Origin of the sequence: Litorimonas sp. WD9-15 (genome assembly GCF_050271975.1) — a bacterium.
In the GTDB taxonomy this organism is placed as follows: domain Bacteria; phylum Pseudomonadota; class Alphaproteobacteria; order Caulobacterales; family Maricaulaceae; genus Litorimonas.
The window spans coordinates 1,862,512-1,876,732 of the sequence record NZ_CP189850.1 but is presented as its reverse complement, the minus strand read 5'-3'; the positions used below and the strand labels follow the sequence as shown (position 1 = coordinate 1,876,732).

At 54.3% G+C, this 14,221-nt stretch carries 13 protein-coding genes; 4 read left to right on the top strand and 9 right to left on the bottom strand.

Annotated elements, in window-relative coordinates; all coding sequences use genetic code 11:
• Positions 1-15: 15 nt before the first annotated feature.
• Genes ACP9M6_RS08825 through ACP9M6_RS08815 form a run of 3 tightly spaced genes read left to right on the top strand, consistent with a single transcriptional unit; the run spans position 16 to position 4,369 of the window.
• A complete protein-coding gene (locus ACP9M6_RS08825; RefSeq protein WP_427450324.1) occupies positions 16-1,866 on the top strand; it encodes a DUF885 domain-containing protein in 1,851 nt (616 codons plus the stop codon).
• A 17-nt stretch (positions 1,867-1,883) separates the two neighbouring features.
• Positions 1,884-2,429 (top strand): hypothetical protein, encoded by a 546-nt coding sequence (locus tag ACP9M6_RS08820; RefSeq protein ID WP_427450322.1) that lies wholly within the window; start codon positions 1,884-1,886, stop codon positions 2,427-2,429.
• 44 nt (positions 2,430-2,473) lie between these two features.
• Positions 2,474-4,369: a DUF885 domain-containing protein gene (locus ACP9M6_RS08815; protein ID WP_427450320.1), complete on the top strand. Its 1,896-nt coding sequence runs from the start codon at positions 2,474-2,476 to the stop codon at positions 4,367-4,369.
• Positions 4,370-4,471: 102 nt separating this feature from the next.
• Here ACP9M6_RS08815 and dksA read toward each other — a convergent pair whose 3' ends face one another.
• On the bottom strand, positions 4,472-4,903 hold the full coding sequence (gene dksA, locus ACP9M6_RS08810) for an RNA polymerase-binding protein DksA (protein ID WP_427450318.1): 432 nt from the start codon (positions 4,901-4,903) through the stop codon (positions 4,472-4,474).
• 2 nt (positions 4,904-4,905) lie between these two features.
• Entirely contained in the window at positions 4,906-5,040 is a 135-nt protein-coding gene (locus tag ACP9M6_RS08805; RefSeq protein WP_427450316.1) for a hypothetical protein, read from the bottom strand.
• Between the two features lie 66 nt (positions 5,041-5,106).
• On the opposite strand from ACP9M6_RS08805, the gene ACP9M6_RS08800 reads away from it, so the two are divergent.
• On the top strand, positions 5,107-5,952 hold the full coding sequence (locus ACP9M6_RS08800) for an AAA family ATPase (RefSeq protein WP_427450315.1): 846 nt from the start codon (positions 5,107-5,109) through the stop codon (positions 5,950-5,952).
• Positions 5,953-6,116: 164 nt separating this feature from the next.
• On the opposite strand, the gene ACP9M6_RS08795 is transcribed toward ACP9M6_RS08800, so the two are convergent.
• The 7 genes from ACP9M6_RS08795 to ACP9M6_RS08765 form a co-directional block, all read right to left on the bottom strand.
• Positions 6,117-7,415, bottom strand: coding sequence for a flavohemoglobin expression-modulating QEGLA motif protein (locus ACP9M6_RS08795; RefSeq protein ID WP_427450313.1), 1,299 nt, complete (start codon positions 7,413-7,415; stop codon positions 6,117-6,119).
• Positions 7,416-7,540: 125 nt separating this feature from the next.
• A complete protein-coding gene (mce, locus tag ACP9M6_RS08790; RefSeq protein ID WP_427450312.1) occupies positions 7,541-7,981 on the bottom strand; it encodes a methylmalonyl-CoA epimerase in 441 nt (146 codons plus the stop codon).
• On the bottom strand, positions 7,982-9,670 hold the full coding sequence (locus ACP9M6_RS08785; RefSeq protein WP_427450310.1) for a ribonuclease J: 1,689 nt from the start codon (positions 9,668-9,670) through the stop codon (positions 7,982-7,984). It lies immediately after the preceding gene.
• A gap of 60 nt (positions 9,671-9,730) precedes the next feature.
• Entirely contained in the window at positions 9,731-10,501 is a 771-nt protein-coding gene (locus ACP9M6_RS08780) for a type III pantothenate kinase (RefSeq protein ID WP_427450309.1), read from the bottom strand.
• Positions 10,501-11,241, bottom strand: coding sequence for a biotin--[acetyl-CoA-carboxylase] ligase (locus tag ACP9M6_RS08775; protein ID WP_427450308.1), 741 nt, complete (start codon positions 11,239-11,241; stop codon positions 10,501-10,503). The genes ACP9M6_RS08780 and ACP9M6_RS08775 overlap by 1 nt, the downstream gene beginning before the upstream one ends.
• Position 11,242: 1 nt before the next feature.
• Positions 11,243-12,682, bottom strand: a complete 1,440-nt coding sequence (gene nuoN / locus ACP9M6_RS08770; RefSeq protein ID WP_427450307.1) for an NADH-quinone oxidoreductase subunit NuoN — start codon at positions 12,680-12,682, stop codon at positions 11,243-11,245.
• Positions 12,682-14,217 carry an NADH-quinone oxidoreductase subunit M gene (locus ACP9M6_RS08765; protein ID WP_427450306.1) on the bottom strand — a complete coding sequence of 512 codons (1,536 nt, stop codon included), beginning with the start codon at positions 14,215-14,217 and terminating at the stop codon, positions 12,682-12,684. The genes nuoN and ACP9M6_RS08765 overlap by 1 nt, the downstream gene beginning before the upstream one ends.
• Positions 14,218-14,221: the final 4 nt, after the last annotated feature.

Here is a 14,221-nt window from a genome sequence, read left to right as displayed (position 1 = left end):
ACGGATACGATTCCAATGAAGAAATTCATGATTGGCGCAGCGACGCTTTTGGCCTTCACATCCCCCCTCGCCTTGACCGCCTGTATTCCAGGCGGCAGCTCAGACGTCCCGCAACGGGCGGAACTAATTGAGGCCGAAAGCCAACGTCTAAACGATTGGTTCACCGCACGATATGAAGAACAACTCGCTCGCTCACCGATGTCTCAAACCTATCTTGGCTTAAAAGACAATCACGATAAGCTAGACGACATCTCTCAAACCGCCATTGATGAGGAAGCTGCCCTGACCCAAAACTGGGTCGACGAAATGCGGCGCGAATTTGATATTGACCGTCTGGATGAACAGACACGTTTGTCCTACCGCCTCTTCGAAGCACAGGCTGAAAGCGATCTGGCAACCCACGCTGTCTCGCAGAATGACTACGTCTTCACACACATGTTCGGGCCGCATTCCGGTATTCCGAGCTTCCTCATTAATTATCAATCGGTTGACTCTGTCGAAGACGCCCGCGCCTATATTTCGCGGTTGAAAGCTGTGCAGCCCTATCTGGGTCAAGCGCAGGAACGTGCGGAAGCGCAATACGCGGCGGGCGTGTCCATGCCGAAATTTGTGTACGGCAATGTCGCCAGTGCGTCGAAAAATGTGATCACGGGCGCACCGTTTAGCGAAGGCGAAGACAGCCCGCTCTGGGCCGATGTGAAGGGCAAGTTTGCAGAGCTCGACATTCCGCAGGCCGAAAAGGACACTTTGCTGGACGAGGCCGAAGCCGCCCTGCTCGGTTCCGTACAACCCGCCTATCTCTCGCTCATCAATATGTTCGAAACACAGGGCGCGGAGGCGAGCACGGATGACGGCGCGTGGAAACTGCCCAATGCGGATGAATACTATTCGGCGCGGCTGAAATTCTACACGACAACAGATTTGACGGCGGATGAAATCCACGAGATTGGCCTGTCCGAAGTCGCCCGCATTCAGGGCGAAATGCAGGAGATCATGGACCGCGTCGGATTTGAGGGTAGTCTGCGCGATTTCTTTGATTTCTTGCGCGAGGATGAGCAATTCACTTTCCCGGAGACAGATGACGGCCGCGAAGCCTATATGGCGGAAGCGACGGATATAATTGACGATATGCGAGAGCGTTTGGACACCTTGTTCATTACAAAACCCAAAGCCGATATGGTCGTCAAACGGGTCGAACCTTTCCGCGAGGACACGGCGTTCGGAGCCTTCTATAACCGGCCTGCCCCCGATGGGTCTCGTCCCGGCACATATTACATCAATCTAAAAAGCATGAAGGATCAGCCGAAGTTCCTCATGCAGGCGCTAGCCTATCATGAAGGTATTCCGGGCCATCACATGCAGATTGCGATTGCGCAGGAATTGGAAGGCTTACCCAAATTTCGAACATTGGGCGGCCATACGCCCTTCATAGAAGGCTGGGCACTCTATTCTGAGGCCATCCCGAAAGAGCTCGGCCTTTATACCGACCCCTATAAGGAATTCGGGCAGCTCGGCATGGAGATTTTCCGCGCCGCACGTTTGGTTGTCGATACGGGTATCCATTCCAAAAAATGGGACCGCGAAAAGGCGGTTCAATATTATCTCGACAATATCCCGAACCCCGAGGGCGATGTCCGCGCAGAAATCGACCGCTATATCGTTTGGCCGGGTCAGGCGACGGCCTATATGATCGGCAAATTGAAGATCGTTGAATTACGAGAACGGGCGGAGACAGAGCTAGGCGACGCGTTTGACATCCGCGAATTTCACGATGTCGTGCTCGCCAATGGTTCCGTCCCGCTGGACGTGCTGGAAGAATTGGTCGAAGACTATATCACCACAACAAAGATCGGCTCGACGAATTAGGCGAAGTTAGGGGCATCATGCGCGAGACTGAATGGGGAAATGAACGCTGGTGTCCCGCCTGTGGGAATCCTACAATTGGCGGGTTCTGTCAGAATTGCCATAACGCGAATATGAAGGACGCCGAGCGGAAAGCGGCTGAACGGCGTCAGGAGGCACAAGCCCGCAAAGCGCGCGAACAACAAGCCAAAGAGGCCAAACGTCGGGCCGCAGAAGAAAAAGAAGTCGCCCGCCTGCGGAAGAAGGAAGTTAAGAAAAATGAAGCGGCGGCTGCCAAAGCTGCCGCCGCAGGAAAAACCTCCAAACCTGCAAAACCCAATGACCCTTCAACTTTCAAATTCGCCTCGCTCATCTTTGCTCTCGCAGCCACCTGGTTTCTCGTCGTTCATGCCCTGCCGACTGTTGGCCTTCTACAAGATCAAAGCGAGCTTTTAGTCGCGGGCGGGATCTTCGTCGCCTCACTGCTCATCGGACAGATGTCACCGACCGTCCGGAAACTCACATGGTTTGGCGTCGCTGGTATTGTCGCCTATTTCGCTTACAAAGCCTATTCTGGAACACCTTGAAATCCATCCTGATAACAATTGCTCTACTTCGAAAGCCTCCACTTATGAATATCCTTCCAACGAAAAGACTGCTTCTCGCGACATCCTTCACGGCCATTCTGGCGCTAACCGCCTGTCAGCCCGCGACGGACGCACCGACGCCGAAATCACAACAGATGGAGACCGTTCAGACGGCTTCTACGGATGAAGATGAGAACGCGAAATTGGATGCATGGTTCGAGGCCCGCTTCATAGAAGGCATTCGCGCCTATCCAGAATTTATGACATCATTAGGTATGGATGAACGGCAGGATGAATGGAACGACCCGTCCCGAGCGTTCGATCTGGAACAACTCGACAAAGCCCGCGCCAACCTCGCGGAGATGAAAGAGATGTTCGATTTTGACGATCTGGATGCCTCGCATCAGCTCTCTTACCGACTGTTCGAAAAAGATATTGAAGACGATATCATTGGCAAAAAATGGTGGGATCACGGATATGTCTATACGCAAATGCGCGGTGTCCACAGTGCGGCTCCGACCTTCCTGATGAACCAACATAAGATCAACGATATCGAAGACGCGCAGAACTATGTCGCACGGTTGGAAAAGCTCGGGGCCTATCTCGACGCCCATACGCAAATGGCAAAGGACCGATTTGAGAACGGCGTTTTCCCGCCGCGTTTTGTTTATGACTTTGTCATTGAAAGCTCAAAAAACGTCATGTCCGGCGCGCCAATGGACGGCGAAGAAGCTGAGATGAACCTGCTGCTCAACGATTTCAAAAACAAAGCTGACAAGGTTGAGATGGACGATGAAGCCCGCGCCGCCCTTTATGAACGCGCGATTACGGCCGTGCAAAACGGTGTTGTCCCTGCCTATCAACGGATTGTCACAGAGATGGAACGCCAGAAACCCCTCGCCTCGACCGATGACGGCGCGTGGAAGCTTCCCGATGGTGATGCATATTACGCCTGGCGCCTCAAGGAAATGACGACCATCGATATGAGTGCCGAAGAGATCCACGATCTCGGTCTGGCAGAAGTCGACCGCATCCATGCTGAGATGCGCGAGATCATGAAAACGGTCGAATATGACGGGACATTGCAGGAGTTTTTCGAATTCACCCGCACGGACAAACAATTCTTCAAACCCGAAGGCAAACGCGGTCAGGCGGCTTACCTGCGCGAGGCGACGGAATTTATTGACAATATGAAAGTCCGCTTGCCGGAAGTCTTCAACCGCTTGCCCAAAGCCGAACTGGACGTGCGCGCGGTCGAGCCTTTCCGCGAAAAAGCTGCCGGTAAGGCCTTCTATAACCGCCCCGCGCCTGATGGGTCGCGTCCCGGCATCTATTACGCCAATCTCTACCGGATGGACGCCATGCCCGTCTATCAAATGGAAGCCCTCGCCTATCACGAGGGTGTGCCGGGCCATCATATGCAGATCGCGATTGCGCAGGAATTAGAAGGTATTCCGTCCTTCAGGAAATATGGTCGCTATACCGCCTATTCAGAAGGCTGGGGGCTTTATTCCGAATATCTGCCGAAAGAGATGGGCCTTTATGAAGACCCCTATTCCGATTTTGGCCGTCTCGCGATGGAGCTTTGGCGTGCCGCACGACTCGTCGTGGATACGGGATTGCACGACAAGAAATGGACGCGCGAGGAAGCCATTGAATATTTGATGGTCAACACGCCCAACCCAGAGAGCGACGCGGTCAAAGCGATTGAGCGTTATATCGTCATGCCCGGACAGGCGACCGCCTATAAAATCGGGATGAACAAGATTCTAGACCTGCGAGAAAACGCCAAGGAAGAACTCGGCGATGATTTCGACATCCGCGATTTCCACGATGCCATTCTGGCGACAGGTGCCGTGCCTCTGGACATCATGGAAGAACAGGTCGAGGCCTATATTGAGGACATGAAAAGCGGCACGTATGAGCCGGATCGGTTGTAAGGTGAAACGTCCGCAATCGACCCATTGGGTCGATTGCAGTGTAGCACCGAACCGCTATGCGGTTCGGTTCTTTGTCATTTGGTTGACAATCAAATGCCTGCGTCAACCCGCCTTCAAACGCTCGCCGCGCTCGTGCATTTCCTGCGCTTCGATAGAGAGTTTCGCGATGGGACGCGCGTCCAAACGCTTCAACCGAATCGGATCGCCTGTCTCCTGACAATAGCCATAAGTCCCGTCCTCAAGTCGCTTGAGCGCTTTATCGATTTGGTTCGTCAGTTTCCGCAGACGATCTTTCGTCCGCAATTCCATACGACGGTCGGCATTGGCCGTGGCCGTGTCGGACGGATCAGGATGCGAAACACTCTCGCCCTGTAAATATGCGACCACATTCCGCGTTTCGGCCGCAATCTCGTCTTTCCAAGTCAGAAGCTTCTGGCGGAAATATTCCTGTTGCTTTGGATTCATGAACTTTTCGTCTTCAGACGGCACATAGCCCTTCGGAAGTTTCACAATTTTTTTGGTCGATTTCGTCATAGTCAGTCCCCGGCTATATCCCCGACGCCCATATATTTACGGTGCGTCCGTTTCGAATTTCGTCGCGTGATACCGCCAAGTTTTGAGTCCATCAAGCGCGTTTGGCAGAGCGTCACGAAAATTTCATATGCCGTCATGCAGCAACGGTCCCTTGCGCTCCCGCCCTCATATTCTACAACCTGAAAAACGATTTGGAGACACACATGGCGAAGTTCGAAGGCACCGACAATTACGTCGCGACAAAAGACCTGAAAATGGCGGTGAATGCCGCAATTACGCTGGAACGCCCGCTACTCATCAAGGGTGAGCCGGGAACGGGAAAAACCGTCCTCGCCCATGAAATCTCCAAGGGTCTCGGCGCACCGCTAATCGAATGGAATGTCAAATCCACGACCAAAGCGCAGCAGGGTCTCTATGAATATGACGCCGTCGCCCGCCTGCGCGATTCGCAACTCGGCGATGACCGCGTCCACGACATCAAAAACTACATCAATAAGGGCAAGGTCTGGGAAGCGTTTGAGAGCGATGTGCGCCCCATCCTCCTGATTGATGAAATCGACAAGGCCGATATCGAATTCCCGAATGACCTCTTGCACGAACTCGATAAGATGAGCTTCTCCGTCTATGAGACCGGTGAAACGATCACGGCGAAGCAGCGCCCGATCATCATTATTACCTCAAATAATGAGAAGGACCTGCCCGACGCGTTTCTGCGCCGCTGTTTCTTCCACTACATCCAATTTCCGGATGAGGAAACGATGGCCGATATCGTCAATGTCCATTTCCCCGATTTGAAGCAACGTATGCTGTCCGCCGCGCTGAAACGGTTCTTCGAAGTCCGCGCGATGCCGGGTCTGAAGAAGAAGCCGAGCACATCAGAATTGCTGGATTGGCTGAAGCTGTTACTCGTCGAAGACATCGATCCGGAAACGATTAAGGAAGCCGACCCGAAGAAGATGATCCCGCCATTGCACGGGGCTCTGTTGAAGAACGAGCAGGACGTGCATTTGTTCGAACGATTGGCGTTTTTGACACGGCGGGAGAGTTGAAGACAACATTTGATTGCCAATCAAATGTCGAAGAACCGAAGGGCATAGCTCTTCGGCGCTACACTGCAAACGACCCACAGGGTCGATTGCGTACGTTACGCGTCCCCTCACCCCACAGTCGCTACGCGGCGTTGTCCTCCCCCAAGGAGAGGAATTGAACCAGACTAGGTCTCAGGATCACCATCCGCAAAGGCCCAAACATCCGGCACCTCATCCAGTTCCTTTTCATAGTAAGCCTGAAAACCCGGCATTTTCACCTGATTGAGGAAGGCTGAATAAGCCATATAGCTGACGAGGAAGCGGAGGTCTTTCGCCCAAGGCGGCATGAATTTTGGTGGATCAATTCGACCCATGCTCGCGAGTTGGGAAAGTGCGGGGATATCTTCGACATCCAGCTTGCCGACAAACAACACACGGATGAGATCGGCCCGTCTGATTTTCACGACAGACCGGATGAAATTGTGAACGCGCAACAACCCGTTGAGATAAACCATGTCCTTCGTAAATGGCGCGCCGCCCGTCATCACGCCGCCACGGAAAATCCGCCGCGTATTTTCATAGGCCTGTTCACGGCTATAACCCCGCCCGACAAACCAATCGAAAACCTCTTTAAAATCCGCGCCATCAATTGTCATTTGAATGGCCATGACGCGTCCTGACAGACGGCGGAAGCGGCGCGGGTCCATATTGCCCGTAATGATTTCGGCGAACACGGCGAGCCCTTCCTGTATCTCCGTCGTGCCGGGGTGACCGCGACCAAGGATGGGAAAGTTCTCCTGCAGCTTCCCGTTCATCCCCGTGGCAGAGTGGATCAGGGCTTCATGATGGAGGAGTTGATCGACATCATTATGCGTAAATTCGGCATCCGACCGCACGCGAATGCGCGTTGAGGAGGCGGCGGCTTTGGCTGTAACTTTGTCAGAGACGAGGACATTGGGTGCATCTTTGCCGAAATGGTGTTCGAGTTTTTCCTCTAACGCTTCGGCAAATTCTTCTGCATCCAACTCGCCCTCATATCCCTGCACGACAAGCTGATCAAAATCAATCCCGGCGAGGGTCGCGTCCATATGTTCGGCGAGGTCCAGAACGCGGGTTTGCTTGTCGAGCATGATGCGGGTCGGGCGACCGTAGAGTTCGGCAGAGTGGTGGAAGAATTCTTTTGTGCCACGCGTTTCAATTAAACTCGCTGTAGTATCGAGGGTTGTACAAAGGCGGTTGAGCCATTCCATAACGACGTGATCGCCGTCTATGAATGTTTTGGCATGAGCAATAGCCTCTCGCGCATTGGATGTGTCGACCGTCGGATAGTCCGGCGCGGGCATAACCCCGCGCGTCAGGAACGGCTCACGCATGGCGTTATCCCAATTCAGGGAGGACAAAACGCGCAAATCGCCCGCTGCATCGTCAAGGGCGGCAGCGGCGGTTTTGGCGGCTTCGAATTGTTTTTCTGAAAGGGCTGTCATGGGGTGAAGGTCGCAGGGTGTGGGGTGGGTGTAAAGCACGTAACGCCCGCAATCGATTAAATATCGATTGCAGTGAAGTGCCGAAAGGCGAACGGCTTTCGGTTTCCTATCACGCGATGACTGACTTAGTGCCCGGCCACTTCCATCAACTCGATCAACACACCACCCGCATCGCCAGGATGCAAAAACACGACCAATGTCCCATGTGCGCCAATCCGTGGCTCGCCCAGAACCCGCATCCCGCGCGATTCCATCACCGTCTTGGCGTGGTGAATATCCGCCACTTCGAAACAGATATGATGCTGCCCGCCCTTGGGATTGCGCTCCAGAAATTTCAGAATGGGCGAGGTTTCACCGTAAGGTTCAATCAACTCCACCTGTCCCGTGGGTAGATCAACAAAAGCATAAGTTACGCCCTGCGGCGCGAGGACTTTCGGCTCTGTAATCTTCGTCGCGCCTAACACGTCACGATAAAACGTAATCGCTTTCGCCATATCCGGCACGGCGACACCAACATGGTTCATCGCGCCGAGTTTAAAATCCGTCTGATCGTAACAGGCCGACATTTATTTAACCTTATGCGCGACGATTTCGACGATGGCGCGTTTGCCCGTCCGGTCACGGATTTGACGTTTGACCTTGGACGCGACCTTTGTCTCAATCACATCCTCATCGCGTTTTGCGCGCGGGCTCAGCGCGTCAAATGCGTCTTCCGCCGCATCCGCAACGAGGTCGAGCAGTTCGTCCATCAACGCGCCTTTCTTGCCCTCGGGAAATCCGCTAATGCGGGGTTCCGGTCCGGCGACGAGCTTACCGCGACTATCGACGACGAGACTGACCGAGACATGGCCCGCATAGGCCATTTTACGGCGTAGGCGGAGGCCTTCATCGGCAGAAGACACGATGTCTTTCCCATCCTGATGCAGACGACCGGAGGCGACAATGTCGATGACTTCGGGACCGTTGGGGGCCATCTTTATCATCTCGCCATTTCGCGGCGGGTAGCTGCGTTTCACGCCAAATGTCTTGGCGAGTTTTGCATGTTCCAGAAGGTGACGGCGTTCGCCGTGAACGGGAATCGCAATTTCGGGACGGACCCAGCTATACATAGCGGCGAGTTCATCGCGGCAAGGATGACCGGAGACATGGATATCCCGCATCTTTTCCGTAATGATTTCCACACCGTCATCGGCGAGCGCATTTTGCAGCGCAAATATACCGACATCATTGCCGGGGATGATTTTGGAGCTGAAAATGACGACATCACCTGCGTGGAACTTCACACTGCGATGTTCTCCATTGGCAATGCGGGAGAGCGCGGCGCGGGGTTCGCCTTGAGAGCCCGTACAGAGATATAGCACATGCGCCGATGGCATGGACGTCGCTTCGTCCTCGGAAATTAACTGACCTACTTCCGACAACATCCCAACGGATTTCGCCGCTGCCGTCATCCGTTTCATGGACCGCCCGATTAAGCAGACCGAGCGATTATTCGCCTTGGCCGCCATCATGACAGATTCCAGCCGCGCAACATTGGACGCGAAGGACGCTACGGCCACGCCGCGACCGTCATATTCACCAATCAATTTCGTAATCTCTTCACGCACACCCTCTTCCGATCCGGCTTCACCGGGGGAGAAGACATTGGTGGAATCACAGATCATGGCGAGCACGCCTTCATCGCCGAGCTTGCGCAGGGCGGCTTCATCGACGGGGTCACCAATTTGCGGGTTCTGGTCGATCTTCCAATCGCCCGTATGCAACACTGTGCCGAGCGCTGTGCGAATGGCAACGGCATTAGGTTCGGGAATGGAGTGGGTTAGTGTGATGAGATTAAGCTGGAAAGGCCCCAACTCAATCGTACCACCGAGCTGCACGAGATTGAGCGGCACCTCATCCAACAATCCAACTTCGGACAGGCGGTCTTTGACCAGATACATCGTAAACGGAGTCGCCCAGACGGGACAGCGGATGCGGTCCCACAAACGCGCAAGTGCGCCCATGTGATCTTCATGTGCGTGGGTTAGGATAATGCCAAGGATGTTGTGGCGATTCTGCTCGATAAAATCGATATCCGGCATAATGATATCGACACCGGGCGTGTCCGCGCCGCCAAATGTCACGCCAATATCAATGATGATCCATTTGCGGTCATGTTCAGGGCCAAAGCCGAACATATTGAGATTCATACCGATTTCCCCGGATCCACCGAGGGGGAGGAAGACAAATTCGTCTTCGGAAGTTTTCTTATTCATTTTTCTTACTTTATTTTTCGAACCGAGAGGCCGTGTCGCGTCGTGTCCGGATGAAAGCGCCTAACGGTTTAAGCGCCACACCTCATATAGTCCATCTATCGTCAGTTGCGAGTCATAGTGCTGGATTGTCTCACTTGCGCCCGCGAAGAGCGAGGCCACACCGCCCGTGCCGATGACGGTGAAATTGCGTTTATCTTCTTTCTGGATTTGGCGGACGAGGCCGTCAATGAGCCCGATATAACCCCAAAACACGCCGGACTGCATGGCGGCGACCGTGTTCTTACCAATGACAGAGTCGGGCTTTTTAATCTCAATACGTGGCAATTGCGCGGCCGCCTCGTGCAGAGCGCGCATGGAGAGGTTGATACCCGGCGCGATGATCCCGCCTTCGAAATGACGGTCGCCGGACACAACATCAAAGGTCGTGGCTGTCCCGCTATCGATGATGATGAGCGGGCCGTCATAGCGTTGTACGGCGCCGAGTGTCGTGACGAGCCTATCCGCGCCGACTTGTTCAGGATTATCAACCCGCACGCCAATCCCGACATCCACACCCTCTTCCCCGATAATGATCGGGTCGATCTCCAAATGGCGACGGGCGAGATTGCGCAGGTTGAAAATGGATTGCGGCACGACGGAAGAGATCACACAGGCCGAGACATCCGAGAAATTCAGCTTCACCATATCGAGCAACTGGTGGAACCAAACGGCATATTCATCCGCCGTTCGCGCAGCATCCGTTGCAATCCGCCATTCGAACAACCATTCGGACTTCAAATCGTGAATGGCGAAGAGTGTGTTAGTATTGCCGGTATCAATTGCCAGTAACATCAGCTTCCAGTCCCAAAATAAACATCGCCCGCATGTACGTCGCGGACCGTGCCATCTGCAAGAGCGATGCGCAATGCACCACTCTCTAACAAATCCGTGGCTTGACCCATGAATTCTTCTTCCGGCAGTCGAACTGTTACGGGACCGGGAATGCCCCCTGCCCGTGCGAGCCAATCCGCGCGAGTGGCAGAGAAACCATAGGCTTTATGCTTGCGGAAGGCCGCGTCGAATTTTGCGGCGAGAATGGCGAGGAACCCGTCCGCACCCGTAAATTCCGGTTCGTCCGTGTTGAGGGCTTCGGGCGCAAGATGTTCCAATAGATGCGTCGGTTGAACATTACCTTCCGGCGGATGACTGACGAGATTCACGCCTATGCCGATAATCACTCGACCTTGCTGCGCTTCCAGCAAAAGCCCCGCAATCTTGCGCCCGTCCATCAGGACATCATTCGGCCATTTCAGTTTGGGTTGAGTTGTGAGTGTATAGGCCGAGAGCGCATCTGCCACGGCTATTGCGGCGACAAAACTTAGTTTCGCGGCGTCTTGTGGCGAGTCGTCATAGGCGTAACAGGCGGAGCCGTAGAAATTACCTTTGGGTGATACCCAGTCCCGCCCGCGACGACCACGTCCTGCGGTCTGGACATCCGCCCTCACCCAGAATGGCGGTGTCTCGCCGGATTGCGCCAGTTTGGCGGCCTCGACATTGGTACTGCCGAGGCTGTCATATTGGATAAACTTCAAACTACTGCGCGAAGAGTGCCTGTGCCGCGCTTTCGGCAAAGCCGAGCATGCCGCCCGCAATCCCCGGAATGATGAGCAGCGGGAAGATTAGCAGGACCGAGACAATCGTGATGACGCGGACCGTACGCGGTGCACGGACAAACTCACGGGTCGGCTCATCGAACCACATGACCTTGACGAGGCGGAGATAATAGAACGCACCGATGACGGAGGCGACGAGTGCGACGATGGCGAGCCATGCCAATCCTGCTTCGAATGCTGGAAGAAACGCATAAAGCTTACCAAAGAACCCGAGCAGCGGCGGAATACCGATGAGGGAGAACATCAGGATTGTAAAACTGATTGCCATACCTGGGTTAGTCTTGGACAGACCAGACAGATCGGAAATCTGTTCCACCATGCCATTACGCAGACGCATTTGCAGGATGGTCGCAAACACACCGATGACCGTGATGACATAGATTGTCATGAAGACGAGCATACCCTGCACGCCCGCGACAGAGGCCGCGGCGAGCGGCACGAGGGCGTAACCCATATTAGCAATAGAGGAATAAGCCATCAGACGTTTGATGTTCGTCTGAACAATCGCACCCAATGCCCCGACGACCATTGAGAGGACGGCGAGAACCACGATGACCTGCTGCCACTGTCCAATAATATCGCCGAAGGGCACGGTGATAAGGCGCGCAATAATCGCCATGGCCGCGAGTTTTGGCGCAGCGGCGAAGAAGCCCGTCACGGGAGTCGGAGAGCCCTCGTAAACATCCGGCGTCCACATATGGAACGGCGCAGCCGAAATCTTGAACGCGAGACCGCAGAGCAGGAAGACCATACCCGCGATGACACCTGTCGTCGGGCCGGACACGGCGATGGAGGCGCGGATGGTTTCGAAATCGAGTGACCCCGTGAAACCGTAGACGAGCGACGCGCCATAGAGCAGCAGACCGGAAGACAGCGCACCGAGGACGAAATATTTAAGCCCAGCTTCAGATGCACGCAAGGAGTCACGATTAAACGCCGCCATGATGTAGAGGGCGAGGGATTGCATCTCGATCCCGATATACATCGCCAGCAGGTTATTCGCCGAGGCCATGATCGACATGCCGAGCACGGCGTAGAGTGTCAGGACGGAAAATTCGTAACGGTCCAGCCTCTCCGATTGGAAATAATGCTGGGTCAGGAGCAGTGCCCCTGCTGCAGATAAGCCAATGACGCATTTCAGGAAATCACTGAAATCATTATTCAGCAGGAGCCCTGAGAAAGACGTGCCCGCAGGACGGTCAAGTAGGAAGCCCATAAAGGCGAAAACAACCAGAACGCCGACGGAAATATAGCGCACCAATACGGAGCGATCATTCGTCTTGGAGAGGCCAAAGCCGAGCAAAAGCGAGGCGGAGACAGCCAGAAAGAGTTCCGGCAGAAATGTAGACAGGGCCTGCATTAGTTCACTCCTGCTGCGATTTGCGCAGTGTTGAAGTCAGCAATCAATTTCTCGACCGACGCCGCTGTCACATCTGTGATGAGTGACGGATAGACACCGAGGAGGATGGTGAAAAACGCCAAGGTGCCGAGAATGAAGACTTCGGTTTTCGTCACATCCAAAATATCGTTCAGCTTCTCGTTCACAACCTCGCCGAAGACAACAGCACGATAGAGATAGAGCGCATAGACGGCCGACAGGATCATGCCGAGCGCGGCCCCGAAGGCGATCCATGGGCTGACCTGATATGCGCCGACCATCGTTAGGATTTCGCCGACAAAGCCAGACGTCCCGGGCAAGCCGACATTCGCCATGGTAAACAGCAGGAAGAACGCCGCATAGACGGGCATCTTGCTGACAAGGCCGCCATAGAAGGAAATCTCACGCGTGTGCATCCGGTCATAAATGACGCCGACACAAAAGAAGAGCGCACCTGAGATAATACCATGGCTCAACATCTGGAAGATTCCGCCCTGAATGCCTTGTAGGTTGAAGGTGAAGATACCCATGGTCACAAAACCCATATGCGCCACGGAGGAATAAGCGATCAGCTTCTTCATATCATTCTGACGATAGGCGACGAGCGATGTGTAGATGATGGCGATGACGGACATCCAGAAGATGATGGGCGCAAGGTTTAACGACGCCTCCGGGAAAAGCGGAATGGAGAAGCGGAGGAAACCGTAACCGCCGAGCTTCAACAGGATACCCGCGAGGATAACGGAACCCGCTGTCGGCGCTTCGACGTGAGCGTCAGGGAGCCATGTATGGACCGGCCACATTGGCATCTTCACTGCGAATGACGCGAAGAAGGCCAGCCAGAGCCAAGTCTGCACGCCCGCCGGAATGGAAAGCTCTTCGATTAGGACGCGCATATCCGTTGTCGGTGCGCCCAATTGCTGTCCACTATAGAAATAGATCCAGAGGATCGCGGCCAGCATGAGGACCGAGCCTAGCAACGTGTAGAGGAAGAATTTATAGGAGGCATAAACGCGGTTCTTCCCGCCCCAGACACCAATAATAATAAACATCGGGATGAGGACGGCCTCGAAGAAGAGATAGAACAGGATGAGGTCGAGCGAGACAAATACGCCGATCATCAGTGTTTCCAGGACGAGGAATGCAATCATATATTCCAGCATCCGTTTCTTCACGGACGTCATAGACGCCAAGATACAGAAGGGCGTGAGGAAAGTTGTCAACAGGACGAAGAGGACGGAAATGCCGTCCACGCCGACGCGATATTCGATACCGCCGCCGAGCCACGGTGTGTCTTCCATAAATTGAAAACCCGCCTGCGCGCTATCAAAGTCGAGCACCATGACGAGGGACAGGATGAAAACAGCAACCGAAATCACGAGCGCCGCGCGTGGCGCGTTTTTCTCTAATTGCTCACGGCCCTCATCTTTGCCGAGCCACGCAAAAAGCGCGAGCAAGAGTGCACCCGCCAGCGGGATAAATGTAATCAGACTCAGAACGGGGAGATCTTCTAACACGGCC